Here is a 20,752-nt window from a genome sequence, read left to right as displayed (position 1 = left end):
GGTCTTAGAGCATGATCCGCGAAAGTGGAACCGCTTTTGCGATAAGATCATGCTCAAGCTGTTGATCTGGCGTATGTTCTTGTCGATCAGGTGAGTCCGTCTGACCGGAACATGCGCGAGAGCATCGTGCGAGCAAGCGGACTCACTTGCGAGGCGAAAGATGCTCCAAATTCAATAAGCTGGCGCAACTTTCCGCCATCAAGCGCAATGCACTCGATGGCCCGTTGCGCCGGCCGCGGGACAGCCTGGCTGGCAAGCCGTCACGAGCCGGCGGGGCCGAACACCGTGTTCCAGTCCCGCTTCATGTCGACGACCTGCCAGCCGCGCCCGGGCGCCTCCGCCAGCGCTGCAACCAGCTTTCCCGTGCTCTTCGTCACCGCGTCATAGGCATATTCGCGCTCGGCATCCGTATGGTGCACGATCAGGCCGAAGCTCGGGCGCGGGTTGCCGATGGTGGTGTATTGCAGCATGGCATGGTCGCCATCGCTGTTGCCGCAGCAGATGACCGGCCGCCGGCCGATGAACTGGTGGATGCCCGCGGGCTTGGCCTCCTTGTCGTTGACGAAGAGGTGGTCCAGCGACTTGGTCAGCACCGGCACCCCGTCGCGCAACGCGAAGGATGCTCGTCCCGCCGATCCCACCACGCGCTCGTGCGGAATGCCATAGACGCGCTCGACCCACACCCGCATGAAATCCGCGCCGCCGCCGGACACGATGAAATTCTTGAACCCCGCGTCATCGAGAAGGCGCAGCAACTCCCGCATCGGCTGGTAGGTCAGATCGTCGTAGCGCCGCCCGAAGCGCGGATGCCGCGCCGCCGCAAGCCAGGTTTCGACGGCATCGCGGAAGGCATCGGTGGTAATCTCCGCATGGCTGAGCGCGATCACCTCTCTCAGCCCGGCATAGCCATCCGCCACCAGAGCGCCGAAGTCGCCCGCCAGCGCCGCCTGAACCATGGGCGATGCGGAAAGTTCCGGCTCCGCCGCAACGCGCCGGCATAATTCGTGGAAGCCGAAGGCCGCTTGAAAGGGGATCGGGTTCTCCGGCCACAGCGTGCCGTCATTGTCGAACACCGCCACACGCTCCGGCAGCGGCACGAAGCCGGGCGAGGCGTCATCCGTCACGTGCGCCAGAAACGAGACGATGCCGCGCTTTGCCGCGCAGTCATTCCACGACGGCAGCGGATCAGCAGTCATGAAGGTGCTCCAGCTTCTTACGGGCCGTCCCGTAGTCGCCGAGCTGATAGAGGCTCACCGATACGGCGCGGACGGGGAAGCTCTCGAAGGGCTCCGCCTTCAGCGTCTCGACGAAATCGTGGGTCCCGATGCCCACCGTCAGATGGGCGTTGTAATTCTGCCCCGTGCGCGCGCCGATGAAACCCTTCACATAGTCGACCGTCGCCGCCCCGATCTCTTCGCCATCGGGGCGGGGCGCGAAGGCGGCGGCCGTTCCCTCCGGCGTGGCGAATGGAGAGATCGCGCCGATGACCTGCTGCTGCACGCGCCGCAAGTCATCCGTCGGCGTGATGACGATGCCGGCCAGCCCAAGCTTTCCGTCGCTCAGGGCATAGAGGCCCGTTGCCTTGCTGTGCCAGTTCACCGGACCGCGCGGCGGACACGGCCTGCGCCGCCTCGCCAAGCCTGGCCCGGTCGATGAAGCATTGCACCAGCGTCACATGCGGAGCGTGGTTGCCGTCGAGCGCGAAGCCCCGCGGAAAATCGGCCCTGAGTCGCGCGTTCACGGCGCGCGCCCGTTCGGCCGTCCGCGGGTCGGGGTCCATCAAAACGTTGACGGCAATCGAATTCATGAGGCCCTCTCGCAACAGCCGAACGATTTGCCGGATGGCCGGGGCCGCCAAGACGCAGAGAACACCCAACCGGCGAAAGCGCGAGAAGGCGCCCGCCTGCGCGGATAATCTGCGCTACGGACCATTCTTGCTCTCGCGCTTGATCTTGACCACGAAGAGCTTCGGATCCGGATCGATGCCTGCCTGCAGGTTCTCGAGCGAAACGGTGGTCTTGCGGCCCTTGCTGTCGGTGACGATCCACTGCTGCAGCGCCTTGCGGGCCTGGTCATAGACCAGTGTCAACTGGCCGTTGCCCAGCGTGTTCTTCTTGTCCTCGACGGTGACGGTGGTAATGCCGTCCTGGTCCTGGAAGTCGATGATGTTGGTATCGCCCAGGATGTCCACCTTGTCGCCCAGCACGAGGCGCAGCGGCGTCTGGGAGAGGGGGAACTGGTCGCCCTTCTCCTTCTTGACGTTCTTGATGGTGAGCCAGGTGCCGTCCGCCACGATCAGGAAGGGATTGGGTGGGGCATATTCGAAGCGCATCTTGCCCGGCTTCGCGATGTAGAAAATCCCCTGCGACATGTTGCCTTTCGGGCTTATTTGCGTGAACTCGCCCTGCAAGGTCTTGAAGCTGTTCAGATAACCGGAAATAGCGCCGATCGCCGTCTTCTGCTCCGCGCTCAGCTCGATCGGCTCCGTGGCCTGAGCCGGAAGGGCGGCGGCAGTGGCGAAGGCCACTCCCAGGAAGGCACGGCGCGAGAGCTGCAAGGGACTGGTCATCCTGTTCTTTCCGGATTGGGGGCGGCGCAAATCGCCCGGGCTTCTAGGTCATGGCAGGCTTTTCTGCAAGAACGGGCCAATTTTGAGGCAAGGGCCGGAGATAACGCAAATGTCAGTCCCGGGCGCTGTCCCCCGGCGCCAGGATTTCGCGTTTTCCCGTGGCATTGGCAGCCGAGATCAGCCCCTCCCGTTCCATCCGCTCGATGAGGCTTGCAGCCTTGTTGTAGCCCACCTGCAGGCGGCGCTGCACATAGGAGGTCGAGACCTTCTTGTCGCGCAGCACGACCTGCACCGCCTGGTCGTAAAGGTCGTCGCCAGAGCCGCCGCCTTCACCCGCCATGCCGCCGCCCTCGCCAAAGGCGCCGTCCTCCGGCTCTTCGGTAACCGCCTCGACGTAAAGCGGATCGCCCTGCGCCTTGAGGTGAGCGACGATCTTCTCCACCTCGTCATCCGACACGAAGGGGCCGTGTAGACGCGAGATTCGCCCTCCGCCGGCCATGTAGAGCATGTCGCCCTGGCCAAGCAGCTGTTCTGCCCCCTGCTCGCCCAAGATCGTACGGCTGTCGATCTTGGAGGTGACTTGGAAGGAGACACGGGTGGGGAAATTGGCCTTGATGGTGCCGGTGATGACATCGACGGAGGGGCGCTGGGTTGCCATTATCACGTGGATCCCGGCAGCACGCGCCATCTGGGCCAGGCGCTGCACGGCTCCCTCGATATCCTTGCCCGCCACCATCATAAGGTCGGCCATCTCGTCGATGATGACCACGATATAGGGTATGGGCGAGAGGTCCATCGCCTCCTTCTCGAAGACGGGCTCGCCCGTCTCGGGGTCGAAGCCGGTCTGGACGGTGCGGTGCAACTCCTCGCCCTTCTGGGCGGCCTGCTTCATGCGCGCATTGTAGCCGTCTATGTTGCGCACGCCGACCTTGGACATCTTGCGATAGCGCTCTTCCATCTCGCGCACCGCCCATTTCAGGGCGACCACCGCCTTGCGCGGATCGGTGACGACGGGGGCGAGGAGATGCGGAATTCCTTCGTATACGGACAATTCCAGCATCTTGGGGTCGATCATGATCAGCTTGCAGCGCTCCGGCGGCAGCCTGTAGAGCAGCGACAGGATCATGGTATTGATGCCCACCGACTTTCCGGAGCCCGTTGTGCCGGCGATCAGCAGATGCGGCATGCGCGCGAGATCGGCGAATACCGGTTCGCCGCCGATGTTCTTGCCGAGCGCCATAGCGAGGTTAAGGGTGGTCTTCTCGAAGGCCTCGGAGCCCAGCATCTCGCGCAGGAACACCGTCTCGCGCCTGGCGTTGGGCAGTTCGATGCCGATGGCATTGCGGCCCTGAACGACGGCGACACGCGCCGAGATGGCGCTCATCGACCGCGCGATGTCGTCGGCCAGCGAAATGACGCGCGACGATTTGATGCCCGGTGCAGGTTCAAGCTCGTAGAGTGTCACCACCGGGCCCGGGCGCACCTTTAGGATCTGACCCTTCACGCCGAAATCGTCGAGCACGCCTTCCAGCATGCGGGCATTCTGCTCCAGCGCCTCGTCGGAGAGTTCGGCGGGCTTGCCTACGCGCTTCGGTTCGGCCAGGAGAGTGAGCGGCGGCAGCTCGTATTCCGGCGCGGCGCCGAAGCCGAGGCCCGGCTGCATGTCCTTCTTCAGGCGCTTGCCTTGCTTCAGAGGCTTGTTGGAGCGCGTCACCTTGGGAGCGCGGGTGCTGTCTTCCGCGGCCTCCTCTTCCCCGGCATACTCCGGTCCGGTTTCGTAGCCGTCTTCCCCGGCGGAGGACTGTTCCTCCCCTGCGTAGTCTTCCGCCGCAGGCTCCTCATCCTCGAGGAGAGGGGCAGGACGGCGGGCGGAGAAAGTGGGCTCGATGCGCGCCGCCGTCGGGCTCCGGCCGCGGCGCGGTGTTTCGGTCTGCGGGGCAAGGCGGCGGATGATATCGTCGGCATCGCCCTGCTGCTGCTCGTACTGGGCTTCCGCCCGGCGCAGCTCGCGCCAGCGCGACCAGAGTCCGCCAAGCGAGCGGAGGGCCACGCCAATCCCCGAGCCCGCGGCGCGCAAGGCCTTGCGGCTTCGGCTTGGCGCAGCCGCGGCCTGCTCGACGGCGGCGGCGCGGCTGACGCCCAGCGCACGCAGCCCGAAGAACACCGTCATCGCCAGCATGAGGAGGCCGGTGGCGAGCGTCGGGACCCAGCCGGAGATGGCTATCGCCAGCACCATCATCAGGAGGTTGTGGATGACGTCCCCGGCATTGCCGCCGAGGCCCGATGTGAGCGACCAGCTGGACGGAGCAGGGACGGCCGCAAGCGTGGCACAGGCCGCGAGTGTGCACAGGATCCACGAGATAGACTGACGCAGCGGGCGCGGCAGTCCGTCATGGGCCAGAAAGCCCATCGCCCAGCGCATGGGGATCGCCAGAAGCACCAGCACGCCGAGACCGAAAAACTGCATCAGCTCGTCGGCGGCGACGGCGCCTGGATAACCCAGCCAGTTGCGCGCCGTGCGGTCGAGTGCATGGTTGAGGGAGGGGTCATCCACGGACCAGGAGGCCAGCGACAGGCTGGCGGCGATGAGGCCGAGGAACAGAATGGCGCCGGCCGCCTCGAACAAGCGGCGCATGAAGAAGATCCGGACCGCGGCGGGAACCGCACTGTCGTCGGTGTCGTAGGACGGTTGATAAGCCATCACAAAGCCTCCGCCGGGCAGACGCTCCGCCGGCCCTAACACATGGTTAAGGCTATTCTCGCCGGGCCGTGGTTAAGGCTGGGTTTAAGGGGGTATCAAGAGACCCGGCGGAGGCACCCCCGCCGGGTCCGATGCCGATACAGGATAGATCAGGTCAATTGTAGGCGCGTTCGCCGTGATCGACGAGGTCGAGGCCCTCGCGCTCCTCCTGCTCCTTGACGCGCAGGCCGGTGACCGCCTTGCAGATGAACAGCGCCACGGCAGAAACCGCCGCAGTCCAGACAACGGCGACGATTACAGCCATCACCTGCGCATACATCTGACTGCCGAAGGAATAGGCGGCAACCGCCGCGGTGGGACCCGCCGCAAGATAATCGGTGACGCCCGTGCCGCCCAGCGCCGGGTTGACGAAAACACCGGTCAGCAGCGCGCCGAGGATGCCGCCCACGCCATGCACGCCGAACACGTCGAGCGCGTCGTCATAGCCGAGCTTGGCCTTAAGCACGACCACCGCCCACAGGCAGAGGAAGCCCGCGGCGATGCCGATGAGGATGGCGCCGCCGGGGCCGACGAAGCCGCAGGCCGGCGTGATGGCAACGAGGCCTGCGACCGCGCCCGAGGCGCCGCCGAGCAGGCTTGGGTGGCCGCGGAAGATCCATTCGCCACCCATCCAGGCCAGTGCCGCCGCACTCGCCGCGATGGTGGTGTTGAGGATGATCAGCGCGGTGAGGCCATTGGCCTCCAGGCTCGAACCAGCATTGAAGCCGTACCAGCCGAACAGCAGCAGGCCGGCGCCGGTGAGCACAAAGGTCAGGTTGTGCGGCGTGATCGGGTCGCGGCCATAGCCTACGCGCTTGCCGAGGAACAGGGCGCAGACGAGGCCGGCGATTCCGGCATTGATGTGCACCACCGTGCCGCCCGCGAAGTCGAGGGCGCCGAGGCTGAACAGATAGCCATTGCCGGCATTGACGAGGGCGGCATATTCGCCGAGCACCGCGGCCTTGGCGTCATCCGTCGTTGCGGCGGCCAGCGCGTCGAGCAGCTGCCTGGCCTTATCCTCGCCGACGAGCGAACTGACCAACGCCAGATTGTCCGCCGACAGCGTGTAGGCGTCAGGTCCGGCCCAGAACCACACCATGTGCGCCATGGGCAGATAGGCGAAGGTGAACCACAGCACCATGAACAGCAGCACGGCCTGGAACTTCATGCGCTCGGCGAAGGCGCCGATGATGAGGGCCGGCGTGATGCAGGCAAAAGTCATCTGGAAGATGACGAAGGCCAGTTCCGGAATGTTGGTTTCCTTGGAGAAGGTGCCAACCTCGGAGGCGGCCGTGACGCCCCCCAGCATCAGCTTGGAGAAGCCGCCGAAGAAGGGGTTGAGCGCCGCGCTGGCATTCGATGTGAAGGCGACGGAATAGCCGTAGATCACCCACAGGATGGAGACGATCGAAAACACCGTCAGCACCTGCATCAGCACCGACAGCACGTTCTTGGCGCGCACCAGGCCGCCATAGAACAGCGCGAGGCCCGGCACGGTCATCAGCACCACCATGCAGGTGGCGATCAGCATCCAGGTGGTGTCGCCCTTGTTGACGGTGGCCGCGGCCTCCGCAGCGGTGACGAAAAGCGGGGTGAGGCCCAGTCCCGCCGCTGCGAGTGCCAGCCTCTTGGTGATGGTCGGAGAAATCATCGGAAACTGCTCCTTGATGCTGTGATTAGAGGGCCGCCGTACCGGACTCGCCGGTGCGGATGCGGACGGCCTGTTCGAGCGGCAGCACGAAGATCTTGCCGTCGCCGATCTGGCCGGTCTGGCCGGTGGTCTGGATCGCCTCGATGACCTTGTCGGCCATGTGCTCGTCGACCGCGAGTTCGAGCTTCACTTTGGGCACGAAGCTCACGGTGTATTCTGCGCCGCGGTAGAATTCGGTGTGGCCGCGCTGCCGGCCATGGCCGCGCACCTCGGTGACCGTGATGCCCTGGATGCCCAGCGCCCCCAGCGCCTCGCGCACCTCCTCAAGCTTGAAGGGCTTGATCACTGCAATGATGAATTTCATGCCTACTCCCCGTGGTTGGTGTAGAAGAGCCATCACAAGTTTCATGCCACTTCTGCGCTGCAGCTAAATCCTTGATTCTGTGGTGAAATATGAGTCACCATTTTGCGATCCTGATTAAAAATCGGTCATCTCTCGGTGTGATCTATTCACCTGCCTAAACTTAAGGCAGTTGATCCGCGACGCTGAACCACCTGTATTTCCCGCCGCAAACCGGCGAAACAGGGTTCATGAGCAAGTCTCCCGACGTCATCGTCATCGGCGCCGCGCTGAACGGCCTGGCCGCAGCCCTGGCTCTGGGCGGCACGCAAGTGAAGCGCCCGCTGTATGTGGTGGTAGTGGACCTGAAGGACCCGCGCTCCTTCTCCACCAATGCCTTCGACGGCCGCGCCTCCGCCATCACCGCCGCGGCGCGCCGCATGTTCGAATCGCTCGGCATTTGGGACAAGGTGGCGCACCACGCCCAGCCCATGGCCGAGATCATCGTCACCGACAGCGCCATTCCCGGCGGCGCGCGCCCCGTGCTCCTCCAGTTCGGCGAGGCCGACATGAAGGGCGGCCCCTCCGCCCACATGATCGAGAACCGCTTCCTCTATGGCGCCATGCTGGAGGACGCGCAGAAATCGCCCCACATCCGCTTCTGCGTCGGGCAGGCGGTGGAGCATTATCATTTCAAGCCCGGGCTCGCCGCCGTGAAGCTTGCCGACAGCACGGTGCTGAAGGCGCCCCTCATCGCCGCCGCCGACGGCCGCAATTCACCGGCGCGAGAGGCGGCGGGCATCAAGCTGATCGGCTGGCCCTATGACCAGATGGGCCTCGTCGCCACGGTGGAGCACGAGCTCCCGCACAATGGCCGTGCGGAGGAACACTTCACGCCGTCCGGCCCCTTCGCCATTCTGCCGCTCCCCGGCAACCGCTCATCGCTCGTCTGGTCGGAGCGCACGGAGTCGGCACAGCGCATGCTGAAACTGCCGATGAAAGAGTTCGAGGACGAGCTGAAGCTGCGCTTCGGCAACCATCTGGGCGAGGTGAGGCTCATCTCCGGCCGCCACGGCTATCCGCTGGCCATGTATCTGGCCGAGACCTTCACCGGCCCGCGCTTGGCCCTCGCCGGCGATGCGGCGCATGTGCTGCATCCGCTGGCAGGGCTGGGCTTCAACCTGGGCCTTCGCGATGTGGCGGCACTCGCCGACTGCATCCATGATGCGGCGGCGCTTGGCCTCGACATCGGCAGCGAGCCGGTGCTCGACCGCTACACCCAGTGGCGCCGCTTCGACACGGTGGCGACGGGCGCCATGATGGACGGCATGAACCGGCTCTTCGCCAACACCAACCCGGTGCTGACGCTCCTCCGCCGCGCCGGCCTGATGACCGTGAACCGCATGGGCGGCATGAAGTCGATGTTCGTGTCGGAAGCCGCCGGCATCTCGGGAGACCTGCCGCGGCTGTTGCGCGGTGAGAAAGTTTAGCGGCTGAAACCCGCCGCCTTGAGCTTTCCGAGATAGGCGGGCCACAGCGTGCAGTGCTCGCGCCCGAGCTTCAGGAGATAGGGCCAAGTATAGAGGCCCGTCGCATGCCCGTCATCGAACACGATGCGCACCGCGTAAGTACCCACGGGTTCGAGCCGCGCGATCTTCACATTGCGCTTGCCCCAGACCAGCTGCTCCTGGCCTGGGCCATGACCCTTCACTTCCGCACTGGGGCTCTCGACGCGCAGATATTCCGCCGCCAGCGCCACCTGCTCGCCCGTATCGAAGCGCACGTGCAAGTCGCTGCCGCCGTCCGCGAGCCGCAGCTCCTCCGGCCAGGGTTCATTCACGGTTGATCTCGCGCGCCTCATCGGGAAGCATGATGGGAATGCCATCACGGATCGGGTAGGCGAGGCCGGCCGCGCGCGAGATCAGCTCCTGCTTTCCGGCGTCATATTGCAGTCTGGTCTTGGTGACGGGGCAGACGAGCAATTCTAAAAGGCGCGGATCGGTGCGGATATCGGCCATGGTGAACCCCTATTGCAGGCGCGGCTTGGCGCCCTTGCCCATCTTGCTCAGCGCCACTTCGGTCAAGGCCACAAGCACGTCCGCGCGCGTCCTCAAATCCGGCGCCTCAAGCAATGCCTGCTTCTCCTGCGGCGGATAGGGCGCCAAGAGCGACAGCGTGTTGACCAGCACCTCGGTCGGGGCCTGGTCCACTTCCTGCCAGTCGGCACTCATGTTGTTGGCGTCGAGATAGTCGCGGAACACCTTGAGCAGCGCCGGGCGGTTCACCTCGGCAGCGCCCGCCCCCATGGCAAGGTCCGCTGCGAAAGGATGGTAGTCGGCGATCACCTGGCGGAACGGCGTTCCGGCGTCGAGCTCGTCGACAATCTGGAAGCGTGCGACACCCGTGAGCGTGATCAGCATCCGGTCATCGGGCGTTTCCGCCCATGAGGTGATGCGCCCCACGCAGCCAACCTTCATCAGCGGCGGAACATCGCCCGCCGCTTCGGCGGCCGCCGGCTGAATGATGCCGATCAGCTTGTCGTTGGCGAGCGCATGCTCTATCATCGCGAGGTAGCGCGGCTCGAAGATATTGAGCGGCAGGTCGGCGCGTGGCAGCAGCAGCGCGCCGGCGAGCGGAAACACCGGAATGCGCTGCGGCAGTTCCTGCGGCCCGCGATAGCGGTCGAAGATGCCCATTAGGAGAACAAGACTGAAGAGAGCTTGCGGCGGCCGGCGATGGTGAACTCGTCCTTCGGGCCCCAGGCCTCGAAGAACTTGACGAGCTGCTTTCGCGCCGCCTCATCGTTCCACGCCCGCATCTTCTTGATGATGTAGATCAACTGGTCGGTTGCCGCCTCGCGCTCGTTGGCGCCGTTGAGCAGCATGGCGAGCTCGAGCCGCGACTGGAAGTCATCCGGGTTCGCCTCCACCTTCGCCTTGAGCGTGCCGATCTCGGAAGTATCGACCGGGTTCAGCGCCAGTTCGAGCTGCGCCTTCACGCTCAGCACCTCTGGATCGTTGGCCTTGGCGGGCGGAACGAGGGCGAGTGTCTTCTGCGCATTTTTCAGGTCACCCAGCGCCATTTCGCAGCGCGCGAGACCGGCGATGGCGCCCACGTTCTCACGGTCGGCCTGCAGGATCTGCGCGAAGAGCTGGGCGGCGTTCTGGTAATCCATTTGCCCGGCAAGATCGCGGGCATCGGCCAGAACTGCCTCGATCTCCTCGGCCATGCTGCCCTGGCCGCCGAGGCGGTCGATAAACTGCTTGATCTGGCCCTCGGGCAGCGCGCCCATGAAGCCATCGACCGGCTGGCCGTTGACGAAGGCATAGACCGCGGGAATGGACTGGATGCGCATCTGCTGGGCGAGCTGCTGGTTCTCGTCCACATTGATCTTGACCATGCGCACCTTCCCATTGGCGGCCTTCACAACCTTTTCCAGCGCCGGACCAAGCTGCTTGCAGGGCCCGCACCACGGCGCCCAGAAATCAACGATGACGGGCTGCTGGCGCGACGCCTCGATCACATCCTTCATGAAGGCCTGGGTGTTGGAGTCCTTGATCAGCTCGCCCGCCGCGGACGGGGCGGGGCCGCCGGCGGACTGGCCGCCGAATGTCATGCTCATGGAACTGCCCTTCGAAACTGTCTCTGCCCCCTATGTGGAGCAAACCCTTCTTCTTTTCAATGACGCTGCGCCTCAGGCCACCGCCACTACCTTCGGCTCATGCCCGCAGGAGCGGATGAAGGTGACGAGGTCCGCCGGGCGGATGGTGGTCGTCGCGGTGTTCTCCAGCGGGTGGTAATTGACCAGCTCATGCGCCATCATGGCGGCGTCCAGCACAACGTTAACGCGCTTTTCGGTGTCATTGATCAACCCGAAAGGCGTCACTGAGCCTGGCTCCACCCCCAGAACCTCCCGAAGCAACTCCGGCTTGCCGAAGGACAGCCGCCGGGAGCCAATCCTGGCCGGGGCCGCCTTCAGGTCCACCTGCGCCTCCTCCAGGCAGACGATGAGCCAGATATTGCCCTTGTCATCCTTCAGGAACAGGTTCTTGCAGTGCCCGCCGGGAATCTCGCCCCGCAGCGCCCGGGCCTCCTCCACGGTAAAGACGGGGGCATGGTCCCGGGTGGTGGTCTCAAGGCCCAAGGCCTCGAAACGGGCAAACAGATCGTCGCGGGTCGCAGGCATGGCGGCCGAATGTCCCTAGTGAAAGATCGGAATGATCTTGTTCTTGCATTTCGCGGCGAGTTAGGCAATAAGCCTGCCACCCACCGGCGGCGTCCGGTCAGGCCATGGAAGCGGGCGTAGCTCAGGGGTAGAGCATAACCTTGCCAAGGTTAGGGTCGGGCGTTCGATTCGCCTCGCCCGCTCCAATTTCTCAACGAAAATAACTGACTTAGAAAATCGTCTTCGGGCGACCGGGTCCGTTTTAGGAGTATTCTGGCGTAGCCGGATCGTGAACGGATTTCCTTTATTCCGACCCCCATTTACCATCAACTTGGGTCAATTCCTAAGGGTTAGCCGCCTTGAGTGCCTCTGACCTCCTCCTGCAGATTTCCTCCGGACAGATCTAGAGTCCAGCCCAAGAGACGGAAACAGACGATGAAGAGAAAGCGGTTCACGGAAGAAAGGACTTGGCGTGAGAAAAGCGCAAGGGCCGCAAGTGGGCCGTTGGCGTCCGGGTGCCCTTCCCCGGAGAGGCGAAGCCGAATGCCTGTGCTGGCCGCCGGACTTCGTCCGTGACCATATGGCCAATGGCCGGCGCTTCAGGGTCCGCGACGTCGTCGATGACGTCACTCACGAATGTCTGGCCGCCATCCCGGACACCTCGATTTCCGGCCACCGGATTGCCAGAGAGCTCACGGCTCTCGTCGAGCGGAGAGGCCGCCCCGGCATGATCGTCAGCGGCAATGGAACAGAGTTCTCCTCCCACGCCATCTCCACCTGGGCGAAGAACCAGCGCGTCGAGTGGCGCTACATCAGGCAAGGGAAACCGATGCAGAACAGCTATGTCGAGAGCTTCAATGGCAAGATGCGGGACTGGCTGCTGAATGAGACGCTGTTCTTCAGCCTCGACCAAGCCCGGGAAGCGGCCGCCTCGTGGGCTGAGGACTGCAACACCACAAGGCCGCATTCGTCGCTGACCTACGAGACGCCCGCGGCATTCGCCGCGAAGTTCGCCGCAACAGGCTGGCACGCTGCACCCCTCCGGGGCTCCGCATGCCAACTTGTTGCTCAACCCGCCCCACAGGGCATACAACAGGTCAAGGCTCTAGAAGCCAATAGATGAAAGCTCAGTGGCAGGTCAGCTGGCGTCGTCTGTGTTGAAGTGAAAGTTCAGATGAATTCTCGTCGCTTGCCTGCTGTGCCGTAGAAGGCGAACGGCACACCCGCAAGCCGTGACAGGATGCCACCGCAGGCCGCGAAATCATCAGCGGCGCGATAGAATCTGGCTGGGTCGGTGAGAGACCAGAAAAGGTGATTCAGTCCGAAGCCCGCCTTCTGCGCCGCCTTGCCGAGGCAGAGCAACATCTTTTTCGCGGGGCCTTCTTTGCCGATCATCACTTTCTGTGCCACAACCACGCCGTCTCGAAGCCCGTGCCGCAGCACAAATCCGAGTGTCAGGCGCCCGCCGGGGATGGTTTCGCTGACGATTGCATTCCCGGCAATGCCGTGGACCGCTCCCTGCCGCGCCAGCCGGTTCAGGAACTCGTTGTCTTCGCCACCCGTGAGGTTGAATGCCGGATTGAACCAGTTTTCTTCGCCAGGCAGGAGCATGGACGTCCGGAGGATGAGATTGGACGTGCAGTATGTGCTGCCTGACTTGCGGAAGAAGTCGATCGCCCAATCAGGTGGCGGCGCCGCAAAATCCGGAACGACGGGTCCTGTCGCAATGTCCAGCTGCCCCGTCACGGCCGCCGCCACGAGATTGCCCAGCCAGCCGTGCATCGGCACCTCATCGTCGTCAATGAAGACCAGGAATTCCGGCTTGTGCGCCAATGCCACGCCGAGACTTGCATTGCGGGCGACAACAAGCCCGCTCCGCTCAAGACGCCGGTACTTGACAGGCAGGACGTGTCCGAATTGCTCCGCAATGTGCCGAACCGGAATTGCACCATTATCGATGACGACCACCGCCAGCGTTAAGCAGTCCGAGTCTTTCACTTCCCGCGCCAATGCGCCCAGGAGGCGCCGCAAGAGTTCGGGACGATCGCACGTGCATACGAGTATGGCAATGCTTGTGCGCGTTACCGTATCGGTCATCCGTCACCCGCCTCACCCGCCGCAATGGCCCGAACTGCATGAAACATCCACCGGCCAGTCCCTGCTAGCGAAATATGGCAACTGCCGCCAGAAACACGAGGGCAACCACCAGTGCAAGCGTCGCGGCAATCGAGAGAACGGCAAGCTTCAGCACGAGACCAATGTTGTCGCGAAGTTCCTTTGCGAGCAGGTCCGCGAGTTTGGCGATGACGGGTTGGGGTGGTTCGACATAGACCTCCTTGAGCACGACCGGTTCCCGGACCTTGGAATAATGGCCTGGCACCGCGGACTGATGCTGTTGCTGCAGGCCGCCGTCGTTGCCATAGAGACTGTAGTGGATGCCCCATTGGGCAAGATCGACCGCCTGGTAGGCAAAGTGGTCGAGCAGCGGATAGATGGCCCGCGTGTAGGCGATCGGTCCTGACAGGCGCAACACGCCATAGGCATCGGTGCCGAAGCGCCCGGGTGTGTAAGACTTGATGTTTACGATCACCTGCCGCACGGCCGCCTGCAGAAACGGGTGGCGTGGCGCCGCGATGATGTTCCACTGCTGAAACTCGCCACCCGGAACATCCGAGAGTTCGGGGTGGAGGCCATAGCCCACATAGTTCTCACCGATCTTGTTGGGCCACTGCGAAAGGACAAATCCGCAATCCAGATCCAGAGCGGCCGTGAGCGGCTTGCGTGCAGTGCTTTTGATGTCGAGATAGACACCACCCTCACGATAGATGACCAGATATCGGAATAGATCGGCGAGGACCACGCCGAAGCGCGGGTTCACCAGTTGGACCGCCTCCCAGTCCTCAGGACTGAGGTGTGCTTCCAGATAGGCCTTGACTGCGGCGTCGTCAAAAAAGCTGTAGTCCCAATCGGGATTGAGGTCCCTCAGGCTGCGGATATTGTCTTTGATCTCGCCCGGCAGAATGTCGTAGGCCTTCGCCGTCTGGAACAGTTTCTTTGGGATTGTCATCGGTGTTCCTATCGCTGGCGCCGCGAGCGGGGCGGACCCTACTGAAATCTCCTGGAAGAACGTCACTACTCTGGCCTTGCTGCAGCGTCAGACTGCCAATCCTTGTCCTTTGGGGCCAACGGACTTGACCGCCGCCAGCAACATCTTTAGCCCGGTTTCCGGCCAACGGCAAAACTCTGGAGAAGGCATTGAGGACACAGCGCATTCTCCCGTCTGAGGCATAACGGCAATGGCGCCGGATGCGGCCCTGTTCTTGCCGCGAAGAGTGGCGCAGCTGATCGTGTTCTGGACAGCCGTGGCCGCGCTCACCCTGTGTTATGCCTTGTTGCTGCCCATTTTCTTCGCTCCCCGCAGCTGGTGTCTCGCCATCGTGCGATCATTTCTCCGGAGTGTCCTCTGGCTGCTGCGCGCCGTACTCGGGCTCCGCTGGGAGATCAGGGGTAGCCTCAATGCGGCAAAGGGGGCCGTCCTTGTCGCCGCCAAGCATCAGTCCGGCTTCGAGACCCTCATCCTGCAATACATTCTGGAAGATCCCGTCATTATCCTGAAACGGGAACTGCTGTCCATTCCCCTGTTCGGCTGGGCGCTGCGGCGCCTCGGCCACATCGGGGTCGACCGCTCCGGAGACCTCGAATCAGCACGGCATCTCCTAGGTGCGGCGCGCCAAGCCCATGCGCAGGGCCGCCCCGTCTTGATTTTCCCGGAGGGATCGCGACGCGAGGTGGGCGCGCCGCCTGACTACAAGCGGGGAGTCGAACTCCTTTATGCAATCCTCAAGTGCGACTGCGTGCCCGTGGCAGTGAATTCAGGCCGGGTTTGGCCTGCAAGATCGCTGGCGCCCCGCGCAGGCCTCATCGTTCTCGAATTCCTGCCGCCGATCGGGACCGGCCTGCCACGCGCGGCATTCAGACAGCGTCTTCAAAGCGAAATCGAGGAGGCCACCGGCAAACTCGCCGAGCTGCGCGTTTAGGCGGCGGACACGGCCGGATTTCAGCGAACGTCTGTAGACAGTTGATCCGCGCCTTTCTAGATTGTTTGTTACAACCCATTCTTGCGCCGGGATTATTTGCCTTAGATGGATGCTTCAGACGAAATTGACGATCGGCTGCTCGCGATTGTGTCGCGGGAGGGACTGATTGACCGCGCGAAACTCGCTTCTGATGCAACCCTCGACAGTCTTGGGATCGCTTCGGCTGACGTCATCGTGATCCTGATGGCGGTGGAGGAGGAGTTCGGAGCCTATATCCCTGTCGATGGTTCGCTGTCCGATGCCCGCACGGTGGGTGAATTCGTGGCGGCGCTGCGGCCGCATCTGGAGAAGACGATCACCTGATGATCTCCCGCCCGCGCGTCTTCGTCACCGGATTGGGGGCCGTCACGGCCCTAGGCCTTGGAGCGGAAGCTCTCTGGCAGGCCGCAAGGGATGGCCGAACGGGTGTCCAGGAAATTGCTCTGCCACGCACCGCCAATCAGCTGGTCAAGCGGGCAGCGCATCTGCCCTTCTTCGATGCGGCCAGTCTGCTGCCGCCCGAGATCGTCCGGTCGACGGACCGCTTCGCGCAGATGGCAATCGTGGCGGCGCGTGAGGCGCTCGCCGATGCCTGTTGGCCTCTGGCAGAGGCTCTGGGTCCGCGCACCGCTGTTCTCGTCGGCAGCAGCATCGGCGGCGCCACGACGTCCGATATCGAGCATTTCAAGTTCTATCAGACGCGCGAGCGGACAGATCCCATGACCATTCCCAAGGTCATGCCCAATGCAGCGGCGTCACAGCTTTCCATGGCATTCGGGGCGCGTGGAATGTCGCTGGCGGTGTCCAGCGCGTGCTCCTCTGCGAGCCAAGCGATCAGTCTTGGGCTGATGCTGTTACGGCAGGGCGTGGCCGAGCGGGCCCTGGTGGGCGGAAGCGAGTGTCTCATTACGCCGGCCACTTTCCGCGCCTGGGAGACGCTTCGCGTGATGACCTTGGGCGAATGCCGTCCATTTTCCTCAGGGCGCGATGGCATGACCCTTGGCGAAGGCGCGGCAGTGCTCATGCTTGAAACAGAGGAGTCCGCCCGTGCGCGTGGGGTCCGTCCCCGTGCGGAGCTCGCCGGTTTCGGTACGACCAGCGATGCCGGTGACATCGTGCGGCCTGACGCGGCGGGCGCAGCCGGCGCGATGGAGCTTGCCCTGGCAGACGCTAAGCTCGATGTGGCAGACATCGCCTACGTCAATGCACATGGCACGGGCACCATTCTCAACGACCGGTCAGAAAGCGAGGCGCTGCGGCGAGTCTTCGGCGGAAGGCTCGATAAGCTTTCGGTCTCCTCAACGAAGCCGGTTCACGGCCACACACTGGGCGCTGCGGGGGCACTCGAGCTTCTGATCACCGTGCGGGCCCTCGAGAGCGGGATTGCACCGCCCACCCTCAATTGGCTCGGACCGGACCGTAACTGCATTCCCGATCCGGTGCCGAACGTCGCACGAGCCGTCGACATTCCTGCTGCGATGTCGAATTCCTTCGCCTTTGGCGGCATCAATGCCAGCCTGATCCTGCGCAGGGCGTAGTGGGCCGTGACTGATGCTGGAGGATGGCTCGCCGTGCCAACCTTCCCGTTCCGTATGGAACCGGAAGAGGTCGAAGCTTACCGCATGGCGCTCGGTGTCGGCAGCGGTGGCGCGATGCTCGGTATGGCGCTTCGCGCTGCAACGGCGGAAACGGTGGTGGCGGCCCTGACGGAACTCAGCCGGGACCGCTTGCCCATCCACGTCGCGCAGGAATACCGGGCAGACCGGCCGCTCCGCAGCGCCGCTGACTACTGCTGCGACATCCGCCTGTTGGACCTCGGCAATGATCGATTGCGGATCGAGCAGACATTGCGGGACACAGCCGGACGATGCTGCGCCGTCCTTGTCTCGGAGATCGTTCTTGCGCCGGACCCGAAGCATGCCGCTTGAACTCCCCGATGCGGAAACGACCGCCCCGGTGACGGCCGCGCAGGTGCAGGCATTCGCCGTGGCCTCGGGCGATACGAACCCGCTCCACCTTTCCGATGAGAGTGCGCGTGCCGCAGGCCTCCGGGGCGCCGTGTTGCACGGCATGTTCATCGCAGGCCGTTTCGAGGCCTTTCTTGAAAGGATCCCGGGGCATCGGATCGGCGAATTCCGCGTGCACTTCACCCGCCCTGTTGCCGTGGGCTCTTGCTTGACTATTTCCGCAAGGCCAATCGCTCCAGCCGGAGGACTGCCTCATCTTCGCCTTATGGCACATGACGGAACGGGCGTTCTCGTGGCGGTCGCCGATGCGCGCCTCGTGAAGCTGGACGGCGGCGTCGGCGCAGAAAGCTAGCGCCAGCCGAGCAATGCGAAGAACCCCACCAGACAGGGGCCAGCGACGATCCACGAATCGGCGATGTCGAGAAGACCGCCCTGGACGGTCATGACGGCCGGATAGTCCTTCACGCCGGCGTGCCGCTTTGCGAGGGAACCCAGCAAATCGCCTGCGATGGCCGCAATCGCCACAAGCCCGCAGGCAACGAGCCCTTGCAATAGCGGCAGATCCAGCCACATGGCAAGAGACAGCACGGCGATGAGCATCGCAGAAAGTCCGGTCGCGAGCCCTTCCCAGGTCTTGCGCGGACTGAGACGCGGAACCAGCGGCGTTCTGCCAAGAAGCTTTCCGCCCAGCAGGGAAAAACTGTCGAGGATCTCCACCAGGAAGAAAGCCAGCACAAGCAGCGGTGCAGAGTCTGCATCATGCGCGGCGTGGCTGAATGCAGCAAGCGGCAGGAGTGGGAACACGGAGAAGCGTGCCAGACTTCCGATGACGGATTTTCCTGCTGTAAGACGTGTTGCCGCCAGCGCCACGCCAGCCAAGAATGCCGCAGCCGGAAGAAAATAGGCGGACGTCATGAACCATGCCAGTCCGCTGGCTGCAACGAGTGCAAGCAGATAGCCGGCGTTGAAGTTCCTTCCGGCTGTCACGCCATGCACGCAGCCGCTTTCATAGCCGATGCGTGCAGCGGCAATCAGTATAAGGGGCAAGAGGAAGTCTCGCGGCAACAACCACGGCAGCACGCCAACGGCCAGGATTGCGGCCTCCGACGCGAGAACGGGCCAAAGCTGACGCGCCACAGACCGGCTGCCCGGAAGGACGGTGAGAATTCCGAGAAGCAGGGCGCCGAAGCCAAAGGCAAACCCGATCGCCTGCGCCAGCAGGGCGACGGTGATGAGTGGCGTCACAAGTCCTCGCCGGAACGCTTGACCAGCCGATCCTGATAGCTGCGGAGAAGCGGGGCGATCAGGCTGTGAGTTCGCGCCAGCAGGCGGAGCTGCCAGCCAAATGTGACCTGGAAATCGCCGCGCTCTGCTGCCGCGATGATGCCCTTTGCAACGGCATCGGGGCTCATCACCCCGACGCCGCTGGCCAGTTGGCTCGTCACTTTCGGCCGCAACTTCAACTCCGAGCGCAGTTGCGGCGTGTCGGTATCGCCGGGAAACGCGATGGTGACGGAGACATTGCGCGGCTTGAGTTCCACCCGCAGGCTTTCCGCCAGTCCGCGCACCGCGAACTTGGCTGGGCCGTAGGAGCTGTATCCGTACAGGCCGGCGAAGGCCGCACCCGATGCGATAAGCACCAGCCTGGGCCTCGATGATTTCTCCAGATGCGGCAGAATGAAATGCGCGAACTGCAGCGAACCGAGGTAGTTGGTTCGCCACTGGTCTTCATGATCGCGCAGTGTCTGCTTGACGAAGGTTCCCGGGATCACGATCCCGGCCGAGCAAATGCCCCAGCCGGGCGGGCCGAGGCTGTCCACTGCGGAGGCAATCGCCTGCTTCAAACCATCGGGGTCGCGCACATCTGCCGAGAATGTCTGAACGGCCACCTGGCCGTTTGCTGCGGCGAGCAACATCTCCCGTGCCGCGGCCAGTTTGTCGCGATTGCGGGCAACGAGGGAAACCGAAACACCGCGCGAGCACAACTGCTTTGCGGCCGCCAGACCGATGCCGCTGCTTCCGCCCGTGATAATTGCGTGCCCCGGCATGTCTCGGATCAGAGCCTTCCGTCGGCAAAGTCCACGAGCAGTCGCATGCCTTCGTCATCCTGGAGCTGACGGGGCGGGTGCTTGAACAGGAAAGCGGAAGCCTCCCAGATCGCCCCCGACAGCTTGCGGTCGAGCGCAATCTTGGCGCAGCGGATCGCCGACAACGCCATGGCCGCGGCATTGGGCGAATCCTCCACCGAAAGCCTGACCTCCATGTTCATGGGGACGCCGCCGAGCAGCCGGCCCTCAAGACGGACATAGCCGACCTTCTGGTCGTTCAGCCACGGAACGTAATCGGAGGGCCCGATCCGCACATTGTCGTCGCTGAGGCGGTTTTCGAGCACGGACTGCACCGCTTCCGTCTTGGATTCGCGTTTGCTGAGCAGGCGGTTGTGGTCCATCATGTTCAGGAAGTCGGTGTTGCCGCCGACATTCAGCTGGTAGGACCGGTCGAGAACCGCACCCCGCATGTCGAACAGATGCGCAAGCATGCGGTGGACGATGGTCGCGCCGACCTGCGCCTTGAAATCATCTCCGAGAATCGGCAGTCCGCGCTGCTTGAAGGCGTTTGCCCAGGAGGGGTTGCTGGCCAGAAACACCGGAATGGCGTTGACGAAGGCAGCACCGGCTTCGAGAGCGCAGCTGGCATAGAATTCGCTCGCCTGTTGCGAGCCGACGGGAAGAAAGCTGATTACCACCTCGGTCCGCGCCGCCTTGAGGGCAGAGACCACTTCAGCGGCCGTCATTTCCGGGGCCGGGCTGGGCACGAAGCTGCGCTGGGACGCCTGGTTTCCGAGGAAGGCCGTCATGCCGTCGAGGCTCGGTCCGCGGCCCACCGCGACATTGAGTTTCGGCACGTCGGCGTGGAAGACGGCGGTGCAGTTCGGCGCGGCGAACACGGCCTCCGACAGATCACGCCCCACCTTGCGTCCATCAATGTCAAAGGCCACAACAAATTCAATGTTTTCAGGGGTATAAGGTCCCAGCTTGGGGAAGGGGACGCCGAGGGCGGACGCGCCCTTGGCGCGGCAATAATGAACGCCCTGAACCAGTGAACTGGCGCAGTTCCCAACACCCACGATCGCGGTGCGAATCACGATATCCCCCGCAAGAACAATTCAAATTCGAGTTACTGGGACAACTGTCACAGAATTTGTGGTTAGACAAGCGGATCATCGGCGTCGTTGGAAAGCTGC

At 63.7% G+C, this 20,752-nt stretch carries 22 protein-coding genes, 1 tRNA gene and 1 pseudogene; 8 read left to right on the top strand and 16 right to left on the bottom strand.

The annotated features are described in order from the left end of the window. Positions 1 to 260 precede the first annotated feature (260 nt). The 6 genes from IOC82_RS11875 to IOC82_RS11850 form a co-directional block, all read right to left on the bottom strand. Positions 261 to 1,196 (bottom strand): HAD family hydrolase, encoded by a 936-nt coding sequence (locus IOC82_RS11875; RefSeq protein ID WP_290546407.1) that lies wholly within the window; start codon positions 1,194 to 1,196, stop codon positions 261 to 263. Further along, positions 1,186 to 1,599, bottom strand: coding sequence for a hypothetical protein (locus tag IOC82_RS11870; RefSeq protein WP_290546406.1), 414 nt, complete (start codon positions 1,597 to 1,599; stop codon positions 1,186 to 1,188). The genes IOC82_RS11875 and IOC82_RS11870 overlap by 11 nt, the downstream gene beginning before the upstream one ends. Before the next feature lie 322 nt (positions 1,600 to 1,921). Beyond that, complete coding sequence (locus tag IOC82_RS11865) at positions 1,922 to 2,569, bottom strand: outer-membrane lipoprotein carrier protein LolA (RefSeq protein ID WP_290546405.1); 648 nt, start codon at positions 2,567 to 2,569, stop codon at positions 1,922 to 1,924. 112 nt (positions 2,570 to 2,681) lie between these two features. Further along, a complete protein-coding gene (locus tag IOC82_RS11860; RefSeq protein ID WP_290546404.1) occupies positions 2,682 to 5,270 on the bottom strand; it encodes a DNA translocase FtsK in 2,589 nt (862 codons plus the stop codon). 154 nt (positions 5,271 to 5,424) lie between these two features. After that, entirely contained in the window at positions 5,425 to 6,960 is a 1,536-nt protein-coding gene (locus IOC82_RS11855; RefSeq protein ID WP_290546403.1) for an ammonium transporter, read from the bottom strand. Positions 6,961 to 6,985: 25 nt separating this feature from the next. Further along, positions 6,986 to 7,324, bottom strand: a complete 339-nt coding sequence (locus tag IOC82_RS11850; protein ID WP_111197642.1) for a P-II family nitrogen regulator — start codon at positions 7,322 to 7,324, stop codon at positions 6,986 to 6,988. Between the two features lie 227 nt (positions 7,325 to 7,551). On the opposite strand from IOC82_RS11850, the gene IOC82_RS11845 reads away from it, so the two are divergent. Continuing rightward, positions 7,552 to 8,790: an FAD-dependent monooxygenase gene (locus tag IOC82_RS11845; RefSeq protein ID WP_290546402.1), complete on the top strand. Its 1,239-nt coding sequence runs from the start codon at positions 7,552 to 7,554 to the stop codon at positions 8,788 to 8,790. Here IOC82_RS11845 and IOC82_RS11840 read toward each other — a convergent pair. The 5 genes from IOC82_RS11840 to IOC82_RS11820 form a co-directional block, all read right to left on the bottom strand. Then, entirely contained in the window at positions 8,787 to 9,140 is a 354-nt protein-coding gene (locus IOC82_RS11840) for a DUF971 domain-containing protein (RefSeq protein ID WP_290546401.1), read from the bottom strand. The two genes, IOC82_RS11845 and IOC82_RS11840, sit on opposite strands and share 4 nt — an antisense overlap. Then, the gene (locus tag IOC82_RS11835; protein WP_290546400.1) at positions 9,133 to 9,318 is read right to left on the bottom strand and encodes a Trm112 family protein; all 186 of its coding nucleotides are present in this window, start codon (positions 9,316 to 9,318) and stop codon (positions 9,133 to 9,135) included. The genes IOC82_RS11840 and IOC82_RS11835 overlap by 8 nt, the downstream gene beginning before the upstream one ends. 9 nt (positions 9,319 to 9,327) lie before the next feature. After that, the gene (locus IOC82_RS11830) at positions 9,328 to 9,996 is read right to left on the bottom strand and encodes an LON peptidase substrate-binding domain-containing protein (protein WP_290546399.1); all 669 of its coding nucleotides are present in this window, start codon (positions 9,994 to 9,996) and stop codon (positions 9,328 to 9,330) included. After that, positions 9,996 to 10,922, bottom strand: coding sequence for a thioredoxin (gene trxA / locus IOC82_RS11825; protein ID WP_290546398.1), 927 nt, complete (start codon positions 10,920 to 10,922; stop codon positions 9,996 to 9,998). Before trxA ends, IOC82_RS11830 begins: the two co-directional genes overlap by 1 nt. 72 nt (positions 10,923 to 10,994) lie before the next feature. Continuing rightward, positions 10,995 to 11,486 (bottom strand): prolyl-tRNA synthetase associated domain-containing protein, encoded by a 492-nt coding sequence (locus tag IOC82_RS11820; RefSeq protein ID WP_290546397.1) that lies wholly within the window; start codon positions 11,484 to 11,486, stop codon positions 10,995 to 10,997. A 110-nt stretch (positions 11,487 to 11,596) separates the two neighbouring features. Between IOC82_RS11820 and IOC82_RS11815 the strand changes: the two genes are divergently transcribed. Both IOC82_RS11815 and IOC82_RS11810 read left to right on the top strand, forming a co-directional pair. Continuing rightward, a tRNA-Gly gene (locus IOC82_RS11815) sits at positions 11,597 to 11,671 on the top strand. Positions 11,672 to 11,919: 248 nt separating this feature from the next. Beyond that, positions 11,920 to 12,588: pseudogene (locus IOC82_RS11810) on the top strand (integrase core domain-containing protein); the annotation flags it as partial. A gap of 47 nt (positions 12,589 to 12,635) precedes the next feature. On the opposite strand, the gene IOC82_RS11805 reads toward IOC82_RS11810, so the two are convergent. Together IOC82_RS11805 and IOC82_RS11800 are read right to left on the bottom strand one after the other, a co-directional pair. Beyond that, positions 12,636 to 13,562 carry a glycosyltransferase family A protein gene (locus IOC82_RS11805; RefSeq protein WP_290546396.1) on the bottom strand — a complete coding sequence of 309 codons (927 nt, stop codon included), beginning with the start codon at positions 13,560 to 13,562 and terminating at the stop codon, positions 12,636 to 12,638. Between the two features lie 64 nt (positions 13,563 to 13,626). Then, a complete protein-coding gene (locus IOC82_RS11800; RefSeq protein ID WP_290546395.1) occupies positions 13,627 to 14,532 on the bottom strand; it encodes a glycosyltransferase in 906 nt (301 codons plus the stop codon). 265 nt (positions 14,533 to 14,797) lie between these two features. Between IOC82_RS11800 and IOC82_RS11795 the strand changes: the two genes are divergently transcribed. The 5 genes from IOC82_RS11795 to IOC82_RS11775 all read left to right on the top strand — a co-directional run bounded on the left by IOC82_RS11795 (position 14,798) and on the right by IOC82_RS11775 (position 17,860). Beyond that, entirely contained in the window at positions 14,798 to 15,502 is a 705-nt protein-coding gene (locus tag IOC82_RS11795) for a 1-acyl-sn-glycerol-3-phosphate acyltransferase (RefSeq protein WP_290546394.1), read from the top strand. A gap of 105 nt (positions 15,503 to 15,607) precedes the next feature. Then, positions 15,608 to 15,865 carry an acyl carrier protein gene (locus IOC82_RS11790; RefSeq protein ID WP_290546393.1) on the top strand — a complete coding sequence of 86 codons (258 nt, stop codon included), beginning with the start codon at positions 15,608 to 15,610 and terminating at the stop codon, positions 15,863 to 15,865. Next, positions 15,865 to 17,079 carry a beta-ketoacyl synthase gene (locus IOC82_RS11785; protein ID WP_290546392.1) on the top strand — a complete coding sequence of 405 codons (1,215 nt, stop codon included), beginning with the start codon at positions 15,865 to 15,867 and terminating at the stop codon, positions 17,077 to 17,079. The genes IOC82_RS11790 and IOC82_RS11785 overlap by 1 nt, the downstream gene beginning before the upstream one ends. A 33-nt stretch (positions 17,080 to 17,112) precedes the next feature. After that, the gene (locus IOC82_RS11780; RefSeq protein WP_290546391.1) at positions 17,113 to 17,469 is read left to right on the top strand and encodes a hypothetical protein; all 357 of its coding nucleotides are present in this window, start codon (positions 17,113 to 17,115) and stop codon (positions 17,467 to 17,469) included. Then, positions 17,459 to 17,860: a MaoC family dehydratase gene (locus IOC82_RS11775; protein WP_290546390.1), complete on the top strand. Its 402-nt coding sequence runs from the start codon at positions 17,459 to 17,461 to the stop codon at positions 17,858 to 17,860. Before IOC82_RS11780 ends, IOC82_RS11775 begins: the two co-directional genes overlap by 11 nt. Here IOC82_RS11775 and IOC82_RS11770 read toward each other — a convergent pair. The 3 genes from IOC82_RS11770 to IOC82_RS11760 are packed head-to-tail and all read right to left on the bottom strand — an operon-like array spanning position 17,857 to position 20,506. Next, the gene (locus IOC82_RS11770; protein ID WP_290546389.1) at positions 17,857 to 18,753 is read right to left on the bottom strand and encodes a phosphatidate cytidylyltransferase; all 897 of its coding nucleotides are present in this window, start codon (positions 18,751 to 18,753) and stop codon (positions 17,857 to 17,859) included. The two genes, IOC82_RS11775 and IOC82_RS11770, sit on opposite strands and share 4 nt — an antisense overlap. Next, positions 18,750 to 19,556 carry an SDR family oxidoreductase gene (locus IOC82_RS11765; RefSeq protein WP_290546388.1) on the bottom strand — a complete coding sequence of 269 codons (807 nt, stop codon included), beginning with the start codon at positions 19,554 to 19,556 and terminating at the stop codon, positions 18,750 to 18,752. Before IOC82_RS11765 ends, IOC82_RS11770 begins: the two co-directional genes overlap by 4 nt. 8 nt (positions 19,557 to 19,564) lie before the next feature. Then, positions 19,565 to 20,506 (bottom strand): inositol-3-phosphate synthase, encoded by a 942-nt coding sequence (locus IOC82_RS11760; protein WP_290546387.1) that lies wholly within the window; start codon positions 20,504 to 20,506, stop codon positions 19,565 to 19,567. Positions 20,507 to 20,752 lie beyond the last annotated feature (246 nt).

Origin of the sequence: Aestuariivirga sp. (assembly GCF_020252395.1) — a bacterium.
GTDB lineage: Bacteria > Pseudomonadota > Alphaproteobacteria > Rhizobiales > Aestuariivirgaceae > Aestuariivirga.
This window is presented reverse-complemented; position numbering and strand designations above follow the sequence as displayed.